Below are 23,734 nucleotides of genomic sequence, written 5' to 3'. Positions count from 1 at the left end.
TTCTTGAGGAGGAATTTCCATGACGATCAATGTATTTCAGGCGGCATTGCTGGGCCTGTGCGCCTGCCTGTCGTCCATGCCGGGCATGGGCGGCACGACCTTCGGTAACTACACCCTGGGCCGTCCGCTGGTAGCCGGCCTGGTCGTTGGCCTGATCCTGGGCAACGTGCCCATGGGTATTTTCCTGGGTGCTGCGGTGCAGCTGGTCTACATCGCGCTGGTCACCCCCGGCGGAACGGTCTCTGCGGACGTGCGCGCCATCTCCTACATCGGCATCCCTCTGGCCATGCTGTACGTCAGCGCTGCCGGGCTTGACCCCGCCACCTCCGCTGCCCAGGACATGGCCGTGACCTTGGCTTCCACCGTGGGCACCCTGGGCACCGTGCTGTTCTACGGCACCGCCACCGTCAACCTGGTGTGGCAGCACATCGGCTGGCGCAACGTGGAAAAGGGCAACCTGAAGAGCCTGTACCTGGTGGATATGGTCTTCCCCTGGATCTCCCACATTCTGTGCTCCTTCATCCCCACCTTCATCATCTGCTACTTCGGCTCCAACATGGTCCAGCTGATCCAGAGCTACCTGCCCATGGACGGCATCATCATGAAGACCCTGTTCACCGTCGGTTCGCTGCTGCCGGCCGTCGGCGTTGCCATCCTGCTCAAGCAGGTGGTCACCAGCCCGAAGGACTTCCTGACCTTCTTCTTTGGCTTTACCCTGTGCGGCTGCATGGGCCTGAACCTGATCGGCTGCGCCATCGTGGCCGGCTTCTTCGCCCTGATCAAGTACCAGATCAGCTGCGCTGCCATGCGCCCGGCGACCGTTGGTGCTGCTCCCGGGGACGATGATGACGAGGAGGATATCTGATCATGAAAAAGCTTTCCAAAAAGGCATTGAACAAGTCCTTCCTGAACTGGTTCTACGGCCATCTGACCTGCTTCTCTCAGGAACATATGCAGACCTTCGGTTACATGCTGGCCATGCTGCCCATCCTGCAGGACCTGTATGACACCAACGAAGAACAGACCGAAAAGATGCAGACCTACACCGCCTTCTTCAACACCGAACCTCAGGTCGGCTCGGTGGTCGTGGGCATCACCGCCGGCATGGAGGAAGCCCGCGCCAACGGTGAGCCGGTGGACGGCGAGACCATCAACGGCATCCGCGCCGGTCTGATGGGCCCCCTGGCCGGCATCGGCGACTCCCTGGTGGTCGGCACCGTCATTCCCATCCTGCTGGGCATCGCCCTCAGCCTGTCCGGCGGCGGTTCTCCCCTGGGCGCCATCTTCTACATCCTGGTGTGGAACATCGGCATGTTCCTCATCATGCGCCTGCTCTACTTCAAGGGCTATGAGATGGGCGGCAAGGCCGTGGAATTCCTGGTGGGCGAAAAAGCCAACGCCATCCGTGAAGCCATCGTCATGATCGGCACCATGGTCATCGGCGGCGTCACCGCCAGCTGGGTTTCCATCAGCACCGCCTTCAAGATGGTGGGCAGCAACGGCGAAACCATCGTTGACCTGCAGAGCACCCTGGATACCGTTTATCCCCACATCCTGTCCGCCCTGTTCGTGCTGCTGTGCTGGTGGCTCATGAGCAAGAAAAAGATGAGCCCCATCGTGGTCATGCTTCTGCTGGTGGTCATCGCTTTCGTGGGCGTCCTGGTCGGCTTCTTCGATCCGGGTCTGAGCTACTGAGCGGCTTTCTTTACACAAACATTCCGTCATCTCTCAAAAAGGGGCGGCCGGCCCGGAGCCATCCGGCCGGCCGCTCCACTTTTGTATGGTTCGCCCCAAGGAGGTCTTACCCATGCTCACCAATCAACAGGCTTTGAACGAAGCGCAGCGCCAGAAACAGGCCCTGCACACCATCAGCGGCTGGCGGCGGGTGCTGTTCCTGCTTTCCGCCTGCTTCATGGCACTGGCTGCCTGGGGCTTTACCGCCCATGTGCTGGCCGCCGGTATTGCGGGTGCGGTGCTGGGGGTGGCCGGCATGGTCCTGACCCTGCTGGTGCACCTGAGCATCGTCTGCGGCCAAAAAAATGTGGAAGCCATCCTGGCCACCCTGGAACCGGCCGACGATGCGCCCGCCAAGGGGTGAAGAACCATGGCAAACTATTCCATCGTCTTTCTGGATGTGGATGGCACCCTGCTGGACAGCCGGCATCGGGTGACCGAGCCCACCCGGGATCTGCTGTGCCGCCTGAACCGGAAATCCATACCGGTGGTGCTGGCCAGCGCCCGGCCGCCCAAGGGCCTGGCCCCCATCTATGGGGAACTGGGCTTTCAGGGCCCGGCCATCTGCTGTGCCGGTGCGCTGGCGGTGCTGCCCGACCAGCACATCCTGTATGACAGCGGCATCCCTGCCCAAACCGCCGTCCGGTTTGAGCAGGCCGTGCTGGAAGGCTGGCCCCAGGTGGCCCTCAGCGCCTACCTGTACGATGCCTGGCTGACCCCCGACCCCAACCATCCGGCCATCCGGCGGGAAGCGGCCATCACCGGCTGCGATCCCCTGGCCGCCCCCCTGGGCACTGGAGCCGAACGCTTTGGCAAGGTGCACAAGCTGCTGTGTATCGGCCCTGAAAAGGCCGTCACCGATCTGCAGCGCCGCCTGACGCCCCAGTTCCCCGAACTGTCGGTGCTGCGCTCCAACCCCACCTATCTGGAAGTGGTGGCCGCCGGCGTGTGCAAGGAACGGGCCATGACCGCCGTATTGGAGTACTACAAGCTCTCCGCCGCACAGGCGGTGGCCTGCGGGGACGGGGAAGTGGACGCCGGCATGCTGCGCCTGGCCGGGCTGGGGGTGGCCATGGGCAACGCCGCCCCCGCCGTGCAGGCGGCCGCGGACTTCGTCACCTCCACCAACGACCAGGACGGGGTGTATGTGGCCCTGAACCGGCTGCGTTTTTCCCCCGACCCAAAACCGTAAAATAACACTCCTTCATCATACAGCATTCCCGCAAAAAGAGATCATGCCAGAGGCATGGTCTCTTTTTTTATTTACCCCTTGACTTGGTAGGTAAAAGGTGGTATGATCTCAATACCATACCAAAACAGTAGGTAAAAGGAGGCGGCCATGCAAAAGAATTTTTTCCGGCTTCTGCGCAAGAACTTCCGCTTCGGGCGAATGTGTTGTCTGTTCTGTAGCTGAAACAAAAGAACAGAAAGGAACGCAGAATATGTCTGACTATAAATTCGAAACCCTCCAGCTCCATGTGGGGCAGGAACAGGCCGACCCCGCCTCCGACGCCCGGGCCGTGCCCATCTACGCCACCACCTCCTATGTGTTTGCCGACTGCCGGCAGGTGGCGGACCGCTTCAGCCTGGCGGAGGGCGGCAACATCTACGGCCGCCTGACCAACTCCACCCAGGATGTGTTTGAGCGGCGCATCGCCGCCCTGGAAGGGGGCGTGGCCGCCCTGGCGGTGGCTTCCGGCGCGGCGGCCATCACCTACACCCTCCAGGCCCTGGCCCGGCAGGGGGAGCACATTGTGGCCCAGAAAACCATCTACGGCGGCACCAGCAACCTGCTGGCCCACACCCTGCCGCTGTACGGCATCCAGGCCAGCTTTGTGGACATTCACGACCTGGCCGCCGTGGAAGCGGCCATCCGGCCCAATACCAAGGCCATCTACATCGAAACGCTGGGCAATCCCAACAGCGATATCCCCGACATTGACGCGGTGGCGGCGCTGGCCCACCGCCACGGCCTGCCCCTGGTCATCGACAACACCTTCGGCACCCCCTACCTGATCCGCCCGCTGGAACACGGCGCCGACATTGTGGTTCACTCGGCCACCAAGTTCATCGGCGGCCACGGCACCACCCTGGGCGGCGTCATCGTGGACGGCGGCACCTTCGACTGGGCGGCCGGGGAACGGTATCCCTGGCTGAGTGCTGCCAACCCCAGCTACCACGGGGTCCGGTTCACCCAAGCCGCCGGCAAGGCTGCCTTTGTCACCTACATCCGGGCGGTCCTGCTGCGGGACCAGGGTGCCTGCATCAGTCCCTTTGCGGCCTTCCTGCTGCTCCAGGGCACCGAGACCCTGAGCCTGCGCCTGGAACGCCATGTGGAGAACACCCAGAAGGTGGTGCGGTATCTGGCCGCCCATCCCCAGGTGGAGCAGGTGAGCCACCCCTCGCTGCCCGACCACCCGGACCACGCACTGTACCAAAAATACTTTCCCCACGGCGGGGCGTCCATCTTCACCTTCCGCATCAAGGGCGGCAGGGAAGAGGCATTCCGCTTCATCGACAGCTTGCAGATTTTCTCTTTGCTGGCCAACGTGGCGGACGTGAAAAGTCTGGTGATCCACCCGGCTTCCACCACCCACAGCCAGCTCGCCGACGCCGAACTGGCGGATGTGGGTATCTACCAGAACACCATCCGCCTGTCCATCGGCACCGAACATATTGACGACATCATCGCAGACCTGGAACAGGCGTTCCAGCATGCTAAGGAGGCATAATATCATGGCTAAGATTTACACTTCCGCCGATCAGCTCATCGGCAAGACCCCCCTGCTGGAACTGACCCATCTGGAACAGTCCGAACATCTGAAAGCCCGGATTCTGGCCAAGCTGGAATATTTCAACCCCGCCGGCTCGGTGAAGGACCGCATTGCCCTGGCCATGATCCGGGACGCGGAGGAGCGGGGGCTGCTGCACCCCGGTTCGGTGATCATCGAACCCACCTCCGGCAACACCGGCATCGGACTGGCCTCGGTGGCTGCTGCCCGGGGCTACCGGCTGATTCTGGTCATGCCCGACACCATGAGCGTGGAGCGCCGCCAGCTGATGAAGGCCTACGGTGCTGAGCTGGTTCTCACCGAGGGCGCCAAGGGAATGAAGGGCGCCATTGCCAGGGCGGAGGAGCTGGCCAGGGAGATTCCGGACAGCTTCCTGCCCGGCCAGTTCGCCAACCCGGCCAACCCCGCCGTGCACCGGGCCACCACCGGCCCGGAAATCTGGGCGGACACCGACGGTCAGGTGGACATCTTTGTGGCCGGTGTGGGCACCGGCGGCACCATCACCGGTGTGGGCGAGTACCTCAAGAGCCGCAACCCCGCCGTGCGGGTGGTGGCGGTGGAGCCGGAATCCTCCCCGGTGCTTTCCGGCGGCAACCCCGGCCCCCACAAGATTCAGGGCATCGGCGCGGGGTTTGTGCCGGACAACCTGAACACTCATGTTTACGATGAGGTGATCACCGTGTCCAACGAAGACGCCTTCGACTACGGCCGACGGGTCGGCCGGCAGGAGGGGGTGCTGGTGGGCATTTCCTCCGGCGCCGCCGTCCGGGCCGCCGTGACCCTGGCCCAGCGCCCCGAGAACAAGGGCAAGACCATTGTGGTCCTGCTGCCGGACACCGGCGACCGTTACCTTTCCACCCCGCTGTTTGCGGAGTAAGAACCAAGGAGTTCTGATATGATTTACGCAGATAATGCCGCCACCACCAGGATGAGCAAGGCGGCCATCCAAGCCATGCTGCCCTATATGGAAGAAGCCTACGGCAACCCTTCCAGCCTGTACGCCTTCGGCCAGCAGGCCAAGGAAGCGCTGGAGGACGCCCGCAGCCGCATTGCGGCCTGCCTGCACGCCGATCCCCGGGAGATCACCTTCACGTCCGGCGGCAGCGAGGCGGACAACCAGGCTATCCTGACCGCCGCCGCCCTGGGAGCACGCAAGGGCAAGAAGCACATTGTTTCCACGGCCTTTGAACACCACGCCGTGCTGCACACCCTGGACAAGCTGAAGAGCCAGGGCTATGAAGTCACCCTGCTGGATGTGCACGCCGACGGCCTGGTGACCCCCGACCAGGTGGCCGAAGCCATCCGGGAGGATACCTGCCTGGTCACCGTCATGTACGCCAACAACGAGATCGGCACCATCCAGCCCATCGCCGAAATCGGGGCCGTCTGCCGGGAAAAGGGCGTCCTCTTCCACACCGACGCGGTGCAGACGGTGGGACATCTGCCCATCGACGTGGAGAAGGAGAACATCGACATGCTCTCCCTCTCCGCCCACAAGTTCCACGGGCCCAAGGGCATCGGCGCCCTGTACGCCCGGCGGGGTGTGGTGCTGGAACCCCTGATCCGCGGCGGCGCCCAGGAACGGCGCAAGCGCGCGGGCACCGAGAATGTTCCCGCCATCATGGGCATGGCGGCGGCGCTGGAGGAAGCTTGCGCCCACATGAAAGAAAGCAACGCCAGGCTGCTCCGCCTGCGGGAAAAGCTCATGGACGGGCTGGACAAGATCCCCTACAGCGAGGTCAACGGCGACCGCACCCACCGTCTGCCCGGCAACGTGAGCTTCTGCTTTGAGGGCATCGAGGGGGAATCCCTGCTGCTGTTGCTGGACGATAAAGGGGTCTGTGCCTCCTCCGGCTCGGCCTGCACCAGCGGGTCCCTGGACCCCAGCCACGTGCTGCTGGCCATCGGCCGCCCCCACGAGGTGGCCCACGGTTCGCTGCGGCTCAGCCTGGACGCCTCCCTCACAGAGGCGGACATGGATTCCATCATCGGGGCGGTTACCGAGGTGGTGACCTATCTGCGGAGCATCTCCCCCTTCTGGCGGGACCTGGTCACCGGAAAGCGCCCCCACGTGTTTGCAGAATAAGAGGTGTAATACAATGGCATTGTACAGCGAAAAAGTTATGGATCATTTCCGCCATCCCCGAAACGTGGGCGTGTTGGAAAACGCCGACGGTGTGGGGGAGGTGGGCAATCCGGTCTGTGGCGACATCATGAAGATTTATCTGAAGATCGACGATGACCGGATCACCGACGTCAAGTTCGAGACCTTCGGCTGCGGCAGCGCCATCGCGTCCAGCTCCATGGCCACCGAGCTGATCAAGGGCAAGACCCTGGACGAGGCCCTGACCCTGACCAACAAGGCGGTGACCGAAGCCCTGGACGGCCTGCCCGGTCACAAGATTCACTGCTCGGTGCTGGCGGAGGAGGCCATCAAGAAGGCAGTCCAGGATTATTACGACAAGAACGGCATCCCCTACGACCGCAGCCGCTTCCCGGACTGTGAGCATTGTGACCACTGCGCCGGATGAAGAAGGCAGGGCGCAAAGCGGGTTTCAGGAATGAATGCCGCTTGATGCCGGGCCGGAATCTGTGCTATGATGGACCCGGGAGTGAAGCAGTATGATGATATCCACAAGGGGCCGTTACGCCCTGCGGGTCATGATCGACCTGGCCGAGCACGGTAACGGACGGTATATAGCCATGAAATCGGTGGCGGAACGGCAGGAAATTTCCTTAAAGTATATGGAAAAGATTCTCCGGCTGCTGGTGGGCGCCCACCTGGTGGAGGGGGTACAGGGCAAGGGCGGGGGATACCGCCTGACCAGGCCGCCCCGGGACTATCCCGTCAGCGAGATTTTGACGCTGACCGAGGGAACACTGGCCCCTGTGGCCTGCCTGGAATGCGGCGCAGCGCCCTGCCAGCGTGCCGCCGAATGCCGCACCCTGCCTTTGTGGCGCAACCTGGACAAGCTCATCAACGACTATCTGAGCACGGTTACCCTGGCGGACCTGATGCGGAAGGAAGACCCCGACGCCCCCTGCCCGGACCTGTAAGCCGACCATACAAAGCAACAGAGCGGACAAGCATTTGCTTGTCCGCTTTGTTTTTATGCCGGTATCAGTCGGTGATGATAAAGGTGCAGCTCATGGGCGGCAGCTGTACGCGGCCTTCGGCGGTCACGGGGTCCATGGCGGGCAGGGCATAGCCCTCACCCAGCACCAGGGGCACGCCGTTGCACTGCATCACCGAAGCCCGGGGCGTTTCGGCGGTGAGCTGGTAGACCTGCACCTTGCCGGGCAGCTCCACCTCGGTGGTCTCGGTCATGGAATTGTTGATCACCAGATAAGCCTTGCCGGGCTTGCCGTCCCGGCGGGAATGGGCGTACACGTGGGCGCCTTCCCGGATGGGCTCGGCGGCGTCAAAGACGGTGGTGCCCATCAGCCGGTTCCACAGCACCACCGCAAAGAAGTTGGGACGGGGGTCAAAGACTTCCGGCTTCAGATAGCCGTAATCGCTGGAAGCCAGGGTGTTGTGGAAGATGATGCCGTCGGTAACGGCGGAAAATCCGCCCAGCTCGTTGAGGGTGCGCAGCACATCCAGATAGGTGGAAGCCCAGGTATCGCCGCCGCCGCCCGCATCGCCGGACTCGGTGACCCACATCTGGCCGCCGGGCACATACTTGTCACGCAGGGGGGCGTTGGCCTTAGCCATGCCCGGCGCCACCGCCAGATACTCCTCGGTGTGGGCCTTTTCGGGAGACCAGTGGGCCTTGGGCATGATGGACTGCAGCCGTTCGGACACGCCGTTGTAATAATGGTAACTGTACACTTCCATGGGTTCGGTGGAGCCGTTCATCAGATCGTCGGTGGAAACCGACACCATCACGTCGGCGATGCCGCCGCCCAGGGCGTTGTCGCCGTCCTCGCCCACAATGCCCACGGTGCTGCAGGGGCCCACCGTCAGGCAGTCGGGGTAGTTCTCATGCACCCAGCGGTTGAACAGATCCTGGTCCCGCACAAAGTCGGCGGCGGTGTAGCCTTCGGGGGCGCCGCTCATGGTCAGCATGTTGGGCTCGTTCATGAACTCGGCGGCGTTGATGGGCACACCGTATTCCTTGCTCAGGGCAAAAATCTGCTCGGCCTGGCTGGGATTCCAGGGCTCGTGGGCACTGTGCAGACCGGCGCAGTTGGCCACCGAGATCATCAGCTTGGCGCCGATATCCCGGCAGAAATCCAGCACGCCCAGCCATTGTTCCTTGGTCAGAACGCTCTGGTAGCCTTCGGGGGCCTTGCCGCCCGCCTTGCCGTCAAAGTCGTAGTAGGTCTTGGTGGACCAGGTGCCGGATACCCGCACCCAGGCGGGGCCGATGTCCTTGGCCAGCTTGCGCAGCTTTTCGTTCTTGAGGTCGATGGGGGGATAGAACTGCATCAGCGCAGCCATGGCGGTGTGGTTGGCCAAAGAGCCCACCGGTCCCTGGAAGGGCTTGGTGCCCGCAATCTCCTCGGGGGTGTAGGCTTTCCAGAAGGTGCCGCCGGTGACCTCGGTCATCTCCACGTTGTAGGAAACCAGCCGTTCATCCACCGTGCGCAGCTGGCGCAGGCTTTCGGGCGAAAGTTTAAGGAACTCTGCCATGATACAATCTCCTTTACGATTTGTATAATAAAATATTGTTTATCCTGTTAGGTTAATAGGAAAGGCCGAATCCATACTCGTAATAGTTCCCGGCGGCGTCCCGGTAGGCATAGGCCTTGCCGTTTTCGTCCTTCAGGGCATCGGGCATGTACCGGTCCTTGTCGTAGCCGGGCACGTCGTTGGGGCTGATGCACACGCCCTCGGCGTTGACGGCCAGCACTGCGTCGCCCCGGGGCATGGTCAGGGGCAGCTTGCCCACCGGGGCAAACCGGCCGCGCATCACGTCCAGAGTGGCGTCGGGGTAGGTGTCAAACCCGGCGGTCAGGGCGTCGCACAGGGATTCCAGGTTGCCGGGCTCCCAGGCCAGGGTGATGTTCAGATTGCCGATGACCTTGCCGCCCCGGGCGTGCACCGCCGCGGCAATCTCGGCAAGGCGGCCCATGCCGGTGACGGTGGTCTCCTCGTGGGTTTCGGGGGCGGGACGGCCCGCCTCGTCCACATTGTGCACCGTCTTGCCCTCGCACAGGTCCAGTTCCAGATACCCCGGGGTGGCGTTGAAGTAGGCGCCAGACTGGGGTGTCACGAACAGCAGGGCAATGTCCGCCTGAGCGGGATCGTCGGTCAGGGTCAGGCCGTCCAGCAGTTCCCGCAGTCTGGCGGTGGACTGCTCGGACAGCCGCGGGTCTTTGTGGAAGGCTTCGGCATACACCGTCTTGCCCGCCAGCTTGTCGTCGGTCAGGGGCAGGGTGCCGTCGTTTTTCAGCAGCACCACACTTTCCCGGTGCACCCGGGCGGCTTCCGCCCAGTCTTCTTTGCGGGCCACCATGGCTTCGGCCTCATCGGGGTCCCGGAAGGGATCATCCACCATGCCCAGCTCAAACATCTCGGTGAGGGTGCGGCTCACCGCACGGTCCAGCGCTTCGTCGGTGAGCACCAGCTGGTCGGGGGTGAAACCTTCCGGCACGGGATGGGTGTCATAGTAGCCATTGCGGGCCCGGTCATAGGCTTCCCGGGCGGCGTCGGTGTCAAAGATGCCGCTGATGATGTCCACCCCGGCATGGTTCACCGCAAAGCCCACCCGCTCGGCGGCGTCCAGCATCTCCACACCCCAGGCCATGTTGCGGGTGATGCCGGAATCCGAGTTGATGTAGCCGGTAAAGCCCATCTGCCTGCGCAGGATGGTGTCGATGAAATACTTGTTGTAGGCAAAGCCGTAGGGTTTCAGGTCAATGAGGTTGCCTGCCGGGTCTTTCTGCGGGGCGCTCTTGTCCGCCGCCGGCTTGGAGTAGTAGGGCATGATGGAGGAGGTGCCGCAGTCCACCGCCGCCTGGAAGGGGGGCAGGTGATAGGTCTCCAGGCTACCCGGGGTGGCGTAAACGTTCCACTGCCCGGCGGCATAGTGGGGGTCAAAGCCGTTTTCCCGGGCGCCGCCGCCGGGAAAGTGCTTGGTGGTCACGGCTACGCCGTCCTTGGCCACGCCGTGGGCCTTGCCCTGGATGCCGGGCACCAGATGACGCATGATCTCGCTGATCAGCCGGGGGTCCTCACCGAATGTGCCGTAGGTGCGCTGCCACCGGGGATCGGTGACGGTATCGGCCATGTACATGTAGCCTTTGCGCATGCCGCAGGCGTTCCATTCCCGGCGCACCGTGTCCGCAAACTTGTCGATGATGTCGATGCGGCCGGTGCCCTTCACGGCGGCGGCAATGCCCAGGGTGCCGGGCCAGGTGGCCAGCACGCCGAAGGCGTCGTTCATGCCGAACACCACCTCGCCGTTCTCGTTGCGGGAATTGGAGGTGGCCGACATGGGGATAAAGTGACCGCACTCTTCGCACACTGCGTTGACCTGGTTGATCCAGTCGGCCAGGTCGGTGGGGGTGGCGTTGGCGCGCAGGATCACGTGGCGGTAAAAGTTTTCTTTCAGCATCTGGGTGGTGCCGATGATGTGCTGCTTGCCGAAGATGCTTTCGGTGTCGCACTCGGTCTCGTCCAGAATTCCCGTCTCGTCATGGATGGGGTTTTCAATCCTGGGGGCGTGGGGGCCGGCGGCCGGATACTTGGCCATGCGCCAGTCAGCCACAAACAGCTGGGCAATCTTTTCCGGCACGGTGAGCTGTTTGACATAGGCGGCCGCGCGCTCGGCAGCGGGGCGGCGCCAGTCGTTGACCACGCTGACGGTGCCGCTGCCGTCAATATCCTTGAAGGTCAGCCCGTCCTGGCTCAGCAGAGCGCGGCTGACGGTGCTGAGGACAGCGCCGTCTGGGTTTCGGATGCGGCGGAACCGGCGGGAGGCTTTTTCGGCCATGTTGGGATCATCCTTTCGTTGGAAAAGTGGGCAAACATCAAAACCCCGGCGGGAAAGTTTCCCCGCCGGGGAAGAAATCAGCCCTTGTAGTCCAGGGGCAGGGAGGTCCAGCGGGCGCGGAAGTGGAAGGCCGCGTCCTTGGGCTGGCGCTGGCGGGTGAAGATGCCCTTCTTGTTGCCGTTGGCACGCATGATGCCCTCGGTGGTCTGGAAGTCGGCAAAGTTCCACACCAGTTCGCCCTGCACAAAGTCGTAGCTGTCGAACACACGGTGGTTCATGTCCAGATATTCGTTCTGGTATTCCTGACTCCACATCACGCTGGGCAGTTTGTGTTCGGTGGGCAGGGTGTCGGCGCCGTACTCGGTAAAGATCATGGGCCGGCCATTGAGCACCTGGGCCCAGCCGTCCATCTCCTTGCGGAAAGCCGCTTCCGCATCCACCATGCCGTAGCCGCCCATGACATACCAGCCGTAGTACCGGTTCAGGCTGATGAAATCGGCAAACTGCTGGCCTTTGCTGGTGTTGGGCAGGCTCATCATCACGATGGCGTAGGTGCGGGGGCGCTTCTGCACATCCAGCTCGTGGGCCAGGTCAAACAGCGGCTTGAAGTAGGCTTCGGTGCCCTCGCTGGTGCACTGAGGCTCGTTCAGGATGCTCCACGCAATGACCGAGGCGTGGTTCTTGTCCCGGGTGATCATCTCGGTCAGGGCCTGCTTGTGGTTTTCCAGCAACTGAGGGGTGGTGTCCTTCTCAAAGAAGCCCACCGGTTTGTGGTTGCCCTGGTTGGCAGCCAGGAAGTTCATGGTGCTTTCCATGAAGCCCACGGCGGGCACTTCGTCAATGATCAAAAAGCCTTCCTCGTCGGCCATCTGGTACAGTTCTTCGGCATAAGGATAGTGGCTGGTGCGGAAGCAGTTGGCACCGATCCACTTCATGCACTCATAGTCCCGCTTGACGGTGACCAGGTCCAGGCCGCGGCCGCGCAGGTCGGCATCCTCGTGTTTGCCGAAGCCCCGCAGATACACCGGCTTGCCGTTGAGCAGGAAGTGTCCGTCCTTGATTTCAAAGGTGCGCACACCGATCTTTTCAAAGTATTCGTCCACCACGGCGCTGCCGTCAACAATGCGCACCAAAAAGGTGTACAGGTAGGAAGCATGCACATTCCACAGATGGGCGTTGGCAATGTGCAGGGTGCCGGTCTTGCCGGTGGCTTCGGCCACCTTGTTGTGGTCGGCGTCGTACACTTCCACGGTGCAGTCGTGGTCGCCGTTGGTCTTGACGGTGTAATCCACTTCGGCGTCGGCGCCGCACAGGCGGTGGTTCACCGTGAAGTCCATGACCTGCTCCTTGGGCAGGCAGAGCAGCTTTACTGGGCGCTGCAGGCCGGCGTAGTTGTAGAAGTCAAAGTAGGGGGCAGCCACCTTCTTGCCGTTGGACAGAACCGAGGTCTTGCCGGCGGGCAGCATGTACTCGTTGAGCTCGTTGTTCAGCAGCACGGCCAGCTTGTTGTACTGGTTGTAGCGCACGATTTCGGCCACATCCGCGTTAAAAGGAAGGAACCCGCCTTCATGGCTGGTGACTTCCACCCCGTTGACGAACACCCGGGCGCGGTGGGTGGCGGAGCCGAAACGGATGGCCACATCGCAGCCGTTCCATTCGCCGGGCACGAAGAAGTCGGTTTCGTACCAGAAATCGCCGCAGTATTCCCGGCTGTCCTTGTCGGTGAACAGGTCACAGAAGGAGGAGGGAACCGGCATCAGGACGGGATCGGGCAGGCCGTTGGCCCAGTCCGAAGCGAGACCGGTGCTTTCGGGGTCAAACTGGAATTTCCACATGCCGTCCAGGCTGACTACCCGGCGGGTTGCGGAGGAAACGGGATACAGCAAAGAGTTTTCCATAGGACAGTACCTCCTGGTATTTTGAATCGTGGTGTCTTGGTCGGAACGGCAGAACCCGACGCTTTCGGTACTTTCATTATGCCATAAAGCGGGAGGCAGATGTTAGTAGAATTTTTCTGTAAAACCGGAATATCCCCCGATTCTTGACAGGAAACGCTCCCGTTTTGGTGCCGCCGGAAAACAGAAACTGTTTGTCTTTGCGCACGAAACTTATTTTGAAAACTCAAAAAAATGTGAAAACCGTAAAATATGGCGGAAGGAGCATTAAAATTTACTCACCGGCAGGGGAATAAATCCGCCATAAAAAATACAAGTGGTGCCGGGCGTGTAGCGGCAGACGCGTTCCGGCAGATAAATCACCCGCAAACAACACAGATAAAGGTAAGGAGAAATCATAATGGCGAATAGAAAAATGCGCTCCCTCCCCGATAAGTTCTATGATAAGGACTACGAGACAAACGGCATTCACCGCGTTCCCCTGTGGCGGATCGGCTGCTTTGCGCTGAACAACACCGCCACCAACCTGTACATGTTCATGATGATGTACCTCAGCTACTACCTGATGGGCTTTGTCGGCGTGGGCATGGTGGTGGCCTCCAGCTTCTCCATGGTCATGCGTATCTGGGACGGCGTCACCGACCCCTTCGTGGGCTACATGGTGGACAAGACCAACGGCCGTTTCGGTAAAAACCGCCCCTTCATGATCATCGGCAACGTGATCCTGGCCATCACCAGCTTCATCATGTTCCATGTGACCCACCAGCTGCACGGCGCGGCCCGGTTCATCTTCTTCATCGTCATCACCTGCATCTACTATCTGGGCTACACCTGCCAGTGCGTGGTCACCAAGAGCGCCCAGAGCTGCCTGACCAACGATCCCAAGCAGCGCCCCTTGTTTGCCTCCTTTGACGCGGTGTATAATGTAATCCTGTTCGCCGGTCTGGCTGTGGTTGCCGCCAACCTGGCCGCCAGCCTGGACAGTGTGGGCGGATACACCTCCACCCAGTTCTTCCACACCCTGTGGCTGTTCACCGCCATTTCTTCCGGCATCTGCACCATTCTGGCGGTCATCGCCATTGCGCCCAAGGACCGCAGCGAGTTCTTCGGCACCGGCCAGGTCATCAAGGTCGGCCTGAAGGATTACTGGGATACCCTGAAGAACAACCGCGCCATCCAGATGCTGGTCCTCTCCGCCTCCACCGATAAGCTGGCCTCCTCCGCCAAGACCGGCGCCGTGGGTGTGGCCATGTTCGCCTGCATCGCCGGTTCCACCGTGCTGCAGGGCAGCGTCACCGCCCTGACCACCATCCCCACCTGCATTGCCACCTTCCTGGCCATCTCGCTGCTGGCCACCCGTCTGGGCCAGAAAAAAGGCATGGTCATCGGCTCCATCGGCGGCGGCATCGTGGTCAACCTGGCCCTGGGTGCCCTGTGGCTCTTCGGCGACCCCACCACCATGACTTCCGACCCCCAGACCGGTGCACTGCACTGGGGTTACTTCCTGATCCTGCACATCGTCCTGAGCATCTTCCAGGGCGGCTTCCAGGGCATCTCCGGCAACATCGTCATCCCCATGACCGCCGACTGCGCCGACTACGAAGTCTACCGCACCGGCCGTTACGTTCCCGGCCTGATGGGCACCCTGTTCAGCTTTGTGGATAAGATCATCTCTTCTCTGGCTCCCCTGATCGCCGGCCTGGTCTTTGCGGCCTGCGGCTTCACCGATCACAACCCCGTCATGGGCGACATTGTTACCCCGCAGCTGCGCTTGGGCGTGGCCTTCCTGGCCTACGGCATCCTGATCCTGGGCCTAATCTGCAACCTCATCGCCATGAAGTTCTATCCCTTGAGCAAGGAAAAGATGGCCGAACTGCAGAACGAGATCGTGGCCATCAAGGAAAAGGCCATGGCCGAAGGCAATGCCTGATTTCATGACCCGTTGACATTCGCATACTCCCCGCGGCCCTGCGCCTTGGGTGCAGGGCCCGCTTTTTAACAGAACCATGAGGTGTTACCATTGAGCAAGAAAAACCGTTGCGAAAAGCCCTGCACCGCCGGCGCCGCGGCGGATACCGCCCCGTCCATCACGGATTTTGCGGTGGCCGAGGACCAGCTTGCCCATCTGCGGGAAGCTCACGGCGTGGAAACCGACACCCACCACAACCCTCTGTGGCGGTTGGTGGACGGTGCGTTCCGATACCGGGAACGCCGGGTGAAACAGCCGGTGCGCAAAAAGACCTATCTGTGGCTGTGCCTGCTGGGCATGTTCGGTGCCCACCGGTTTTATGCCAAACAGTGGATCACCGCGGTGGTGTATCTGCTCACCTGCTGGACCGGGTTTTCCTTTGCCATGACCCTCATTGATGTGATGGTGGTGGTTCCCATGAAGACCGACGAAAAGGGTATCCTGTATCTGTGACCCTCTGCATGGAAGGACAGGCAAATCTATGGAAAAAATCTTTTCCGTCTTGTTCAATACCGGCCACCAGTTCCCGGGATGGGAAATTGTACTGGTACTGATTGTGCTGGCGTTGGTGCTGCCGCCGCTGATGAACCATTGGGGGCGCCGCCGCTCCGGCACAGACAAGAGCCAAAACAGGAAAAAGGACTGACCAGCCCCGGAACACCGGCGGCCAAGGAGGGATCTCATGCAGGTTGATCTTATGCAGCTCATCCGGAAAATGATGGCCGCACGCAACATTCAGGTCACGGTGGCCAAGGCGCCATTCGACGGCCTGGAAACCTTTGACTACGGTTTGCGCCGGGCCCTGGACCCGGTGTTTGACTGGCAGGCCTTCGGCCGGTCCTTGGTGGAGGATTTCCCCGACAATGCGCTGATTTTTGCCGAGGACGTCTTTGAGCTGCATTATGCGTTGTTCCACATGCCCGATGTGGAAGGCCAGATCTGCCTGATCGGTCCCTGGACGGTGGGCAAGCGGACCCCGGACCAGATCCACTATGTGGAGCGGTATATGGGCAAAGCGGCTTCCGAAGCGGTACAGGAATACTATAACGGGGTTCGTGTGGTGGAAGGCACCGAACTTATCTCCACCATCACCACCCTGGTTTCCATGGCGTTTCCCGAAGAAGAATTTCAGGTCAAGGAGATGCGGGAATATCTGCCCCTGAATTTCAGCCCGGATACCCGCTATTTCACCGAGCCCGCCTTTGAGCAGGATCTGCCGGCCAGCATGCTGGAACAGCGCTATGCCGCTGAGCACAAACTGCTGGACGCCGTTGGCCGCGGGGATACCGAAGCGGCGCTGGAAGGACTTTCCCTGCTGGGGCGGTTCCACTTCAAGGGCCGGTTTACCAAAACGCCCTACCAGACCAAGATCATGATGACCATCATGAACACCCTGCTGCGCAAATCCATGGAAAGCGGCATGGTGCATCCCTATTACATCGACGAAATTTCCTCCCGGTATGCCTCTATTATCGAGAACATGTCGGTGAATGACCGCGACGGCCTGATCGGACAGATGATCCGGGAATACTGCGCCTATGTGCGCCAGTACTCGGTCAAGCAGTATTCCCCGCTGGTGCAGAAGGTCATCAACCACATCAACCTGAACCTGAGCACCGAGTTGTCCCTCAAATCCCTGGCGGGCATGTGCTACATCAGTCCCAGCTACCTGTCCAACCTGTTCAAGCGGGAAACCGGCACCACCCTCATCGATTACATCAACACCCAGCGCATCAAACGCGCCGCCCACCTGATGAGCTCCACCAAAATGAGTGTGGCGACGGTGGCGGAGCGGGTGGGCATTCTGGATGTGAACTACTTTACCAAACTGTTCAAAAAGTCCATGGGGCAGACCCCCACTCAATACCGCCGCACCCATGCCGGCAAACCCGGCGAGGGATAAGCGGGCGGCCGAACATCTGCACAGCTTACTCTCCCGTCTTTCTTCCCAACGGCAAAAGCCCGTCCCCGTGTGTCAGAACGGGGCGGGCTTTTGCTGTTGTGCCTTGACAGAAAGGGCGGGCTGCTCTAGGATGAAAGCAACCCCGTCCCGCTGAGATACATAACGGAAAGGATGAATACGCAGGATGAACTACAGCAACTACCATTTTTCCGTCACACAGGAAAAGATGGTGCGGGTCATCACTGATACCGACGCCAAGAACGAAGCGGATGACCCGTTTGCCGTCGTACAGGCAATCCTGAGTCCCCGCTTTGAAAATGTGGGCTTTATTGCAGCCCATTTCGGCACCGACCGTGTGCCCGATTCCATGGAGCAAAGTTACCGCGAACTGGAAACGATTTTTGAAAAGATGGATCTGCCTTCCGAGGGAGTGCTGTACCGCGGCGCTGTCCATGCCATGTCCGACAGAAGCGTGCCGGTGGATTCCGAAGGGGCCCGGCTCATTGTACGGGAAGCCATGAAGGAGGATTCCCGTCCGCTGTATATCCTTTTTCTTGGCCCGCTCACCGACCTGGCCTCGGCCTATCTGATGGAACCGCGGATTGCCGGAAGACTGAAAGCCATCTGGATCGGTGGGGGAAAGTACCCAACGGGCAGTGCGGAGTTCAATCTGGACAATGATCGTATCTCGGCACGGGTGGTGTTTTCCAGCCCCATCGAGCTGTGGCAGGTTCCCTAGAATGTGTACGAAACGATGACGGTTTCGCTGGCGGAACTGGAGTACCGCGTGCGGCCCTGCGGCAAGATCGGTGCCTACCTGTGCGACCAACTGGAAGAGCACAGCCGGGAGGATATTGTGCGCAAAAATCCATACCGGACGGGGGAAACCTGGATTCTGGGGGACAATCCGGCTGTGGGATTGCTGCTGTTTGAGCACCGCTTTGATTTTGACTGGGTGCCGGCGCCGCTGATCACCTCCGACAGTACCTATGTGCCCCTGGGTACCGACCGCCCGATCCGGGTGTACCGCCGTATCGACAGCCGGTTGATTCTGGAGGACCTGTATGCCAAACTGGCCCTGTTTGCCCAAAAACACCATACGGTATAATCCGGGTGCAAGCCGGATAGACAAAGGGATTCTGCCCGGGGTCAATCCTCGGGCAGAATCCCTTTCCATGGCGCCGAATAGGCATGATAAAATCCCCCAGTTCAACTGGGGGTGGATAAAAAATACTTTAGTGAAGAGAAAGAACCTCCTGTGCTAAAATAAAGCTGGTCTGGCAACCAAGCAAAAAGCACAGGAGGTTCTTGTCAATGGATGACATAAAAAGTTTGCAACGGTGTACAAAGGGAACATAATAAAAAACTTAATAATGGACTGCCAATCTTACACAAAGTACCGCCCAAACGAGACTACGGGCGGTATTTTTGTATCTTGGCGGAGAAAGGAGGAACTTCCCACGGGGGCTTGACTGAAAAGTTGAGCCCTTTTTTTACGCCCAAAAACAGGAGGTAAATGCTTATGGCAGATGATAAAACCACGAAAATGCCGGAGCAGACGGTAACAGATACCGGGCCGGGCAAGGAAACTCCGCCCGAGCCGGAGAAAACGCCTACTCCCCCGGAGGACGAAAAAAAGACGGAACAGCAGGCAAAGAGTCCGCAGGTGTCCGTCTATGACTTCGCTGAAATTATGAAAGGAAAGAAAGCCGAGGAACGGGCGGCAGCTTCCGGCGGGGAAAAGCCTGCCCCGGCAAAAACGGAGAAACCGGAAAAGCAGCCAGAGGCTCCGAAAAAGGCCGAAGGAAAACAGGAAAAGCCCAAAGAACCCGAGCAGCCGAAGCGCCGGGGCCGTCCTCCGAAAGCGGATAAGGACAAGGCCGCCGCTCCGAAGCCCAAAGCCCCCGCACAGAAAAAGCCGGAAAAGCCCCCCAAAGAGAAACCGGAGAAAAAAGCGGCTCCTACGGTGCAGGCTGCTCCCGCTCCGAAGGAACCCGAGGGGCCGAAGGAGGCTCCCCGCCGTGGCGAGGAACAGATCGTATATATCAAGCTGAACGAGCTCCACGCCTTCAAAAACCATCCCTTTGAGGTCCGGGACGATGAAGAAATGCGGGCTATGGTGTCCAGCGTCAAGGACAAGGGCGTTACCCAGCCCGCTATCGTCCGTCCCCGTGAGGATGGCGGCTATGAGATCGTGTCCGGCCACCGCCGCCAGAAGGCCAGCGAGCTTGCCGGATATGCGGATATGCCCTGTATCGTCCGCAACCTGACGGACGATGAAGCCATCACGCAGATGGTGGAGGACAATCTGAACCAGCGCGAAGAAATCCTCCCCAGCGAGCGGGCCAAAGCTCTGAAAATGCAGCTTGAGGCTATCAAGCACCAGGGCTCCCGCACTTCGGGCCAGATTGACCCGAAGGACGCAGGCAAACGCTCCAACGAGATCGTGGCCGAGCGGAACAAGATGGCCGTCAAGCAGGTGCAGCGGTATATCCGGCTGAATGAGCTGGTCCCCGACCTGATGAAGCTGATGGACGAAAAAAAGCTGGGCTTCACTACGGCGGTGGAGCTTTCCTACATTGGCAAGAAGAACCAGAACTATATCGCCGTCGCCATCGACAGCCAGCAGTCATCGCCTTCGCAGGCGCAGGCAAAGCGTATGCGGGAGCTGGACGAAAAGAAGCTGCTCAACGGGGATGTGATCGACGGCATTATGATGGAGGACAAAAAGGAGGTAGACAAAGTGATTCTGACGGGTGCGGAACTGAGCAAATACTTCGGCAAGGAAACCACGCCGAGGGAAATGAAGGACCAGATCATCAAGCTGCTGGACGACTGGAAGGGCCAGCAGAAGGAACACGAAAAGCCGGAGAAGAAAACCGAGCCGGAAAAGTAAGCCGAAACTTCGGGTCAAGATGGCCCGAGGATTGCGGGGCGCTGCCCCGCGCCCCGAAGCTCTGGAGATATAAATTATTCCCCGTCGCCAGTTATTCCGTAGCATAGCCGGGAAAATCAGTCAAGGGCAACGCCGCCGCAGGCGGTGCCAGAGGCACCCTTGACGGATTTCTCCCGGTTATGCTTTTTCCCGGACAAGCGACGGGGATATAAATTCTCCAGAGCCGTCCCCCTTCCCGGGGGAAGGGGCGGAGGGGTTGGGCGAAACCTTGCTTTCCGCAAATCAGAAAGAAATGGAGGTTGAACCAATGAAACGACCTTTGGCCTATCTGACCGCCGCATGGAGCGGTGAGCCGGATATTGATATGGAGCTGGCGGCCCACTACTGCCGTCTTGCCTATGAGGCGGGCTTTTCCCCCATCTGCCCGCTTTTGTATCTTCCGCTGTTCTTGAATGACAGCGTTCCCGAGGAACATAAGGCCGGGATTGATATGCGCCGGGATATGCTGCGGCGCTCTCATACCCTGATCGTCTGCGGCGGTGCGGTGGACGAGGATGTGAAAAACGATATTGCGGTTGCCGGGCGGCTGGGTATCGCGGCTACTACGCTGGACGGGGTTCTTGCCGTGAAGGGGCACGGCGGCCCGGGTCATGCCGGACATTAAGCTGGGGAGCCTTTTTGACGGGATAGGCGTTTTCCCTCTGGCGGCCTCCCGCTGCGGTATTCGTCCGGTGTGGGCCAGCGAGATTGAAAAAGCGCCGATCTCCATAACCAAAAGGCACTTTCCCGATATGGCGCACTTGGGGGACATTACGAAGGTGGACGGCGGAAAAATCCCGCCTGTCCATGTGATAACCTTCGGCTCTCCCTGTCAGAACCTTTCTCTGATCGGCAACCGCTCCGGCCTTGCCGGGGCAAAATCCAGCCTGTTTTATCAGGCGTTTCGTATCATACAGGAAATGAGGGATGCCACTGATAACCTATATCCAGCTATCGCTGTTTGGGAAAACGTCATGGGAGCGTTTTCTACAAATGACCGGATGGATTTTAGAGCCGTCCTATCCGCCTTCTCGGACACCGAAGTTCCAATGCCTCCTTCTGGAAGATGGGGAAACGCCGGAATGGTGCGAGGGGGAACGCCTGATGTGTGCTGGCGGCTCATGGACGCCCAGTATTGGGCAGGCTCCCGAAGGCTGGCGCGAAGGCAGCGAATTTTCATCGTGGCGGATTTTAGAGGCAAACGTGCCGCCGACATACTATTTAAGCCCCGTCCAATGCTCCCACTTCCTCCGCCTTGCCGAGAGGGCGGGCGGACCGCCGCCGAAGGAGATCGAACATCTTCTTTTGAAACAGGGCGGCAAATACCAGTCATCCACCCCTTTCAATGCTTCCGTATGCGGGGAGCGGCAAAAAGGCAGGAAGAAACCGCCTTCCGAAACAGCTTCGGATTACCAACTGACCCTTTTCCCACTCTTTTAGCCAGCGACGTGACGCCCTTCGCCTTTTGGTACGAGGGCGACCCGGACGGCGGCTGTATCCGCTTCTTGACGGAAACGGAAAGTGAGCGGCTGATGGGGCTGCCGGAGGGCTGGACAAAGTACGGGGCGGACGGCGAGGAAATCCGGCCTCTGCAACGCTACAAGGCGCTGGGAAATGCGATTGCTCTCCCTTGCGCCGATTACATCATGGCCGGGATTTATGAAGTGCTGGCAGACAGGGACGGAAAGGAGGATTGAGCCCATGTTTGAAGCCTATATAACCAACACGGCCCTGTACCCCATGATGGGGATTGAAGTGGGAACAACGGTACATTTTCCCACGACCACACAGGAGGTACAGGCTGCCCTTGCCAAAATCGGGATAGACGGAAAGCGGTACAGCGAAGTGTTTATTACCAGCTTTGACAGCGATGTGCTGGGACTGTACGACTATCTGGACGAGTACGAGAACATCGACGAGCTGAACGAGCTGGGCCATGCCCTGCTGGAAGTACGGGACAAGGGCGGATTGGAAACCTTTGAGGCCGCTCTTGTCTTGGGAAAACACACGGGCAGCGTGAAGGACCTAATCAACCTGACGCAGAACCTTGACCTCTACCGCTTTTACCCGGATATTTCCGATGATGAAGGGCTGGGCCATCTGTACGCCGACGAGCTGGGGACCATCGACATACCGGAGCACATTCAAGGCTACTTCGATTATGAGGCATACGGACGGGATATGCGTATCAACGAGGGCGGCGTATTCGCTCCCGGCGGCTATGTGGCGGCGGACCCGGTGGGCTTTAAGGAGCATTACCACGGGACGCAGGACATACCTCCGGAACACCGGGTATTTGCCTATCCCGAAAAGGCCGAGCCCGCCCATTCCATTCTCGGCGCACTCAAACGGTTTCAAGAGGCCCCGCCCGTTCCGCAAAAGGACAAGGCGGGGCCTTCCCATGAGGAACGGTAAGACTTCGGGCCAACATGGCCCGAAGCATGAAGGAGGTGCATACCATCAACTATTACCCCATCAATGAAGGGGCCGCCCGCCGGGCAAAGGAAATGAACAGCTTTTCCGACTATAAGGAAGGGAGCGCAACGGCGGAATACCGGGCAATGGTAGACAAGGCCGCAGCCATAGCCGAACAGCAAAAATCCCGGGTGGACCCCATGTACCATGAGAAGATCGACCATCTGTTAGACACCTACGCCCGCAAGCTGGCCGAAAACATGAACCAGGGCTTTGCCATTGACACAAGAGTTCCTTCTGTGCTGATCGCCGGGCCTTCCAATTTCCCGGTGGGAAAGAAAGAAAAACAGAACCGGGCGCGGGACAGCAACATGGAGGAATGGCGGCATATTCAAGGGCTGCTGGATAAGATACGCAGTACCGGCATGGGCGGTATCAGCGCCGATGACCCGGCGGCCATTGAAAAGCTCCAGAAAAAGCTGGATGGGCTGGAACGCTCCCAGCTCATTATGAAGGAGGTCAACGCTTATTACCGCAAGCATGGCAAGCTGGACGGCTGTGCGCTGCTGTCGCCTGACCAGATCGAAAAGCTGAAAGCCAGCATGGCGTCAAGCTGGCGGAGCGACCCGAGGCCCTTTGAAAGCTACCAGCTTACCAACAACAACGCGGAGATCCGCCGGGTAAAGGCCCGTATCGAACAGCTTTCCAAACAGGCGCAGCGGGAGTTTTCCGGCTGGGAGTTTGACGGGGGCCGTGTGGAAATGAACCGGGAGGACAACCGCTTGCAGGTGTTCTTTGATGGAAAGCCTGACGCGGACACCCGGGCCGAGCTGAAAAGCAACGGCTTTCGCTGGGCTCCCAGCGTGGGCGCATGGCAGCGGCAGCTCACGGACAACGCCATCCGGGCGGCTGACCGTCTGGAATGTATCAAGCCGCTGTCCGGCGAAAAGCCCTCCCAGCTTCAAAAGAAGCCCTCTATCTTGCAGACCATGCGGGAACAGGGCGAAAAAGTCCAGACGGAGCCGGAAAAGAAAGCTCCGTCCGGCAGGGATGCCGAGCGGTAAGCCTCGGGCCACATTGGCCCGAGGTTTTCTGTTGCCCCGGAGTGTACGGGGGCCTCCCGTCTACCGGAAGCCCTGACGGAAAGGAG

General features: G+C 60.2%; 23 protein-coding genes. 20 read left to right on the top strand and 3 right to left on the bottom strand.

The genetic code is table 11. The features are described from left to right. Positions 1–19: 19 nt before the first annotated feature. The 9 genes from H6B15_RS11075 to H6B15_RS11035 all read left to right on the top strand — a co-directional run bounded on the left by H6B15_RS11075 (position 20) and on the right by H6B15_RS11035 (position 7,583). The gene (locus H6B15_RS11075) at positions 20–865 is read left to right on the top strand and encodes a PTS mannose/fructose/sorbose/N-acetylgalactosamine transporter subunit IIC (protein WP_204648030.1); all 846 of its coding nucleotides are present in this window, start codon (positions 20–22) and stop codon (positions 863–865) included. 2 nt (positions 866–867) lie between these two features. Continuing rightward, positions 868–1,695 (top strand): PTS system mannose/fructose/sorbose family transporter subunit IID, encoded by an 828-nt coding sequence (locus H6B15_RS11070; RefSeq protein WP_204648029.1) that lies wholly within the window; start codon positions 868–870, stop codon positions 1,693–1,695. A gap of 112 nt (positions 1,696–1,807) precedes the next feature. After that, positions 1,808–2,098, top strand: a complete 291-nt coding sequence (locus H6B15_RS11065) for a hypothetical protein (RefSeq protein ID WP_204648028.1) — start codon at positions 1,808–1,810, stop codon at positions 2,096–2,098. 6 nt (positions 2,099–2,104) lie between these two features. Beyond that, positions 2,105–2,926 carry a Cof-type HAD-IIB family hydrolase gene (locus tag H6B15_RS11060; RefSeq protein WP_204648027.1) on the top strand — a complete coding sequence of 274 codons (822 nt, stop codon included), beginning with the start codon at positions 2,105–2,107 and terminating at the stop codon, positions 2,924–2,926. A 250-nt stretch (positions 2,927–3,176) separates the two neighbouring features. After that, positions 3,177–4,466 (top strand): O-acetylhomoserine aminocarboxypropyltransferase/cysteine synthase family protein, encoded by a 1,290-nt coding sequence (locus H6B15_RS11055; protein WP_204648026.1) that lies wholly within the window; start codon positions 3,177–3,179, stop codon positions 4,464–4,466. A 4-nt stretch (positions 4,467–4,470) separates the two neighbouring features. Then, positions 4,471–5,403, top strand: a complete 933-nt coding sequence (cysK, locus tag H6B15_RS11050; protein WP_204648025.1) for a cysteine synthase A — start codon at positions 4,471–4,473, stop codon at positions 5,401–5,403. 18 nt (positions 5,404–5,421) lie between these two features. Next, entirely contained in the window at positions 5,422–6,612 is a 1,191-nt protein-coding gene (gene nifS / locus H6B15_RS11045) for a cysteine desulfurase NifS (protein ID WP_204648024.1), read from the top strand. Between the two features lie 13 nt (positions 6,613–6,625). Next, positions 6,626–7,057, top strand: a complete 432-nt coding sequence (nifU, locus tag H6B15_RS11040) for a Fe-S cluster assembly scaffold protein NifU (protein WP_204648023.1) — start codon at positions 6,626–6,628, stop codon at positions 7,055–7,057. A 91-nt stretch (positions 7,058–7,148) separates the two neighbouring features. After that, positions 7,149–7,583 carry an RrF2 family transcriptional regulator gene (locus H6B15_RS11035; protein WP_204648022.1) on the top strand — a complete coding sequence of 145 codons (435 nt, stop codon included), beginning with the start codon at positions 7,149–7,151 and terminating at the stop codon, positions 7,581–7,583. A 64-nt stretch (positions 7,584–7,647) separates the two neighbouring features. Here the strand turns inward: H6B15_RS11035 and H6B15_RS11030 are convergent, their stop codons facing one another. The 3 genes from H6B15_RS11030 to uidA form a co-directional block, all read right to left on the bottom strand. After that, positions 7,648–9,162, bottom strand: a complete 1,515-nt coding sequence (locus tag H6B15_RS11030) for a beta-glucuronidase (protein WP_204648021.1) — start codon at positions 9,160–9,162, stop codon at positions 7,648–7,650. Positions 9,163–9,214: 52 nt separating this feature from the next. After that, a complete protein-coding gene (locus H6B15_RS11025) occupies positions 9,215–11,467 on the bottom strand; it encodes a glycoside hydrolase family 3 protein (protein WP_204648020.1) in 2,253 nt (750 codons plus the stop codon). Positions 11,468–11,544: 77 nt separating this feature from the next. After that, positions 11,545–13,365 (bottom strand): beta-glucuronidase, encoded by a 1,821-nt coding sequence (gene uidA, locus H6B15_RS11020; RefSeq protein WP_204648019.1) that lies wholly within the window; start codon positions 13,363–13,365, stop codon positions 11,545–11,547. A 397-nt stretch (positions 13,366–13,762) separates the two neighbouring features. Between uidA and H6B15_RS11015 the strand changes: the two genes are divergently transcribed. From H6B15_RS11015 to H6B15_RS10970, 11 genes are all read left to right on the top strand, one after another. Beyond that, positions 13,763–15,292: an MFS transporter gene (locus H6B15_RS11015; RefSeq protein WP_243424388.1), complete on the top strand. Its 1,530-nt coding sequence runs from the start codon at positions 13,763–13,765 to the stop codon at positions 15,290–15,292. A gap of 90 nt (positions 15,293–15,382) precedes the next feature. Beyond that, the gene (locus H6B15_RS11010) at positions 15,383–15,784 is read left to right on the top strand and encodes a TM2 domain-containing protein (RefSeq protein ID WP_204648018.1); all 402 of its coding nucleotides are present in this window, start codon (positions 15,383–15,385) and stop codon (positions 15,782–15,784) included. A gap of 28 nt (positions 15,785–15,812) precedes the next feature. Beyond that, the gene (locus H6B15_RS11005) at positions 15,813–15,977 is read left to right on the top strand and encodes a hypothetical protein (RefSeq protein ID WP_204648017.1); all 165 of its coding nucleotides are present in this window, start codon (positions 15,813–15,815) and stop codon (positions 15,975–15,977) included. A gap of 36 nt (positions 15,978–16,013) precedes the next feature. Next, a complete protein-coding gene (locus tag H6B15_RS11000; RefSeq protein WP_204648016.1) occupies positions 16,014–17,234 on the top strand; it encodes a helix-turn-helix domain-containing protein in 1,221 nt (406 codons plus the stop codon). Between the two features lie 184 nt (positions 17,235–17,418). Continuing rightward, positions 17,419–17,973, top strand: a complete 555-nt coding sequence (locus H6B15_RS15545; RefSeq protein ID WP_243424387.1) for a nucleoside hydrolase — start codon at positions 17,419–17,421, stop codon at positions 17,971–17,973. 3 nt (positions 17,974–17,976) lie between these two features. Beyond that, a complete protein-coding gene (locus H6B15_RS15540; RefSeq protein ID WP_243424386.1) occupies positions 17,977–18,342 on the top strand; it encodes a hypothetical protein in 366 nt (121 codons plus the stop codon). 408 nt (positions 18,343–18,750) lie between these two features. Continuing rightward, positions 18,751–20,130: a ParB/RepB/Spo0J family partition protein gene (locus tag H6B15_RS10990; RefSeq protein ID WP_204648015.1), complete on the top strand. Its 1,380-nt coding sequence runs from the start codon at positions 18,751–18,753 to the stop codon at positions 20,128–20,130. Between the two features lie 307 nt (positions 20,131–20,437). Continuing rightward, the gene (locus H6B15_RS10985) at positions 20,438–20,794 is read left to right on the top strand and encodes a hypothetical protein (RefSeq protein WP_036744842.1); all 357 of its coding nucleotides are present in this window, start codon (positions 20,438–20,440) and stop codon (positions 20,792–20,794) included. Next, positions 20,781–21,866, top strand: a complete 1,086-nt coding sequence (locus H6B15_RS10980) for a DNA cytosine methyltransferase (protein WP_087233731.1) — start codon at positions 20,781–20,783, stop codon at positions 21,864–21,866. Before H6B15_RS10985 ends, H6B15_RS10980 begins: the two co-directional genes overlap by 14 nt. A gap of 4 nt (positions 21,867–21,870) precedes the next feature. After that, on the top strand, positions 21,871–22,584 hold the full coding sequence (locus tag H6B15_RS10975) for an antirestriction protein ArdA (RefSeq protein WP_204648014.1): 714 nt from the start codon (positions 21,871–21,873) through the stop codon (positions 22,582–22,584). Between the two features lie 26 nt (positions 22,585–22,610). After that, positions 22,611–23,648: a hypothetical protein gene (locus H6B15_RS10970; RefSeq protein ID WP_243424385.1), complete on the top strand. Its 1,038-nt coding sequence runs from the start codon at positions 22,611–22,613 to the stop codon at positions 23,646–23,648. Positions 23,649–23,734: the final 86 nt, after the last annotated feature.

The organism is Gemmiger formicilis, from assembly GCF_016900095.1.
Taxonomy (GTDB): Bacteria; Bacillota; Clostridia; order Oscillospirales; family Ruminococcaceae; genus Gemmiger; species Gemmiger formicilis_A.
This window is presented reverse-complemented; position numbering and strand designations above follow the sequence as displayed.

Bases quoted from the DNA above. Each gene is read 5' to 3' on its own strand.
- H6B15_RS15545 (WP_243424387.1), top strand. From the start codon at position 17,419: ATGAACTACAGCAACTACCATTTTTCCGTCACACAGGAAAAGATGGTG.
- H6B15_RS11060 (WP_204648027.1), top strand. From the start codon at position 2,105: ATGGCAAACTATTCCATCGTCTTTCTGGATGTGGATGGCACCCTGCTG.
- uidA (WP_204648019.1), bottom strand. From the start codon at position 13,365: ATGGAAAACTCTTTGCTGTATCCCGTTTCCTCCGCAACCCGCCGGGTA.
- H6B15_RS11035 (WP_204648022.1), top strand. From the start codon at position 7,149: ATGATGATATCCACAAGGGGCCGTTACGCCCTGCGGGTCATGATCGAC.
- H6B15_RS10990 (WP_204648015.1), top strand. From the start codon at position 18,751: ATGCTTATGGCAGATGATAAAACCACGAAAATGCCGGAGCAGACGGTA.
- H6B15_RS11065 (WP_204648028.1), top strand. From the start codon at position 1,808: ATGCTCACCAATCAACAGGCTTTGAACGAAGCGCAGCGCCAGAAACAG.
- H6B15_RS11015 (WP_243424388.1), top strand. From the start codon at position 13,763: ATGGCGAATAGAAAAATGCGCTCCCTCCCCGATAAGTTCTATGATAAG.
- H6B15_RS10970 (WP_243424385.1), top strand. From the start codon at position 22,611: ATGAAGGAGGTGCATACCATCAACTATTACCCCATCAATGAAGGGGCC.
- H6B15_RS10975 (WP_204648014.1), top strand. From the start codon at position 21,871: ATGTTTGAAGCCTATATAACCAACACGGCCCTGTACCCCATGATGGGG.
- H6B15_RS11055 (WP_204648026.1), top strand. From the start codon at position 3,177: ATGTCTGACTATAAATTCGAAACCCTCCAGCTCCATGTGGGGCAGGAA.
- H6B15_RS10985 (WP_036744842.1), top strand. From the start codon at position 20,438: ATGAAACGACCTTTGGCCTATCTGACCGCCGCATGGAGCGGTGAGCCG.
- cysK (WP_204648025.1), top strand. From the start codon at position 4,471: ATGGCTAAGATTTACACTTCCGCCGATCAGCTCATCGGCAAGACCCCC.
- H6B15_RS11070 (WP_204648029.1), top strand. From the start codon at position 868: ATGAAAAAGCTTTCCAAAAAGGCATTGAACAAGTCCTTCCTGAACTGG.
- nifS (WP_204648024.1), top strand. From the start codon at position 5,422: ATGATTTACGCAGATAATGCCGCCACCACCAGGATGAGCAAGGCGGCC.
- H6B15_RS10980 (WP_087233731.1), top strand. From the start codon at position 20,781: ATGCCGGACATTAAGCTGGGGAGCCTTTTTGACGGGATAGGCGTTTTC.
- H6B15_RS11025 (WP_204648020.1), bottom strand. From the start codon at position 11,467: ATGGCCGAAAAAGCCTCCCGCCGGTTCCGCCGCATCCGAAACCCAGAC.
- H6B15_RS11000 (WP_204648016.1), top strand. From the start codon at position 16,014: ATGCAGGTTGATCTTATGCAGCTCATCCGGAAAATGATGGCCGCACGC.
- H6B15_RS11005 (WP_204648017.1), top strand. From the start codon at position 15,813: ATGGAAAAAATCTTTTCCGTCTTGTTCAATACCGGCCACCAGTTCCCG.
- H6B15_RS11030 (WP_204648021.1), bottom strand. From the start codon at position 9,162: ATGGCAGAGTTCCTTAAACTTTCGCCCGAAAGCCTGCGCCAGCTGCGC.
- nifU (WP_204648023.1), top strand. From the start codon at position 6,626: ATGGCATTGTACAGCGAAAAAGTTATGGATCATTTCCGCCATCCCCGA.
- H6B15_RS11075 (WP_204648030.1), top strand. From the start codon at position 20: ATGACGATCAATGTATTTCAGGCGGCATTGCTGGGCCTGTGCGCCTGC.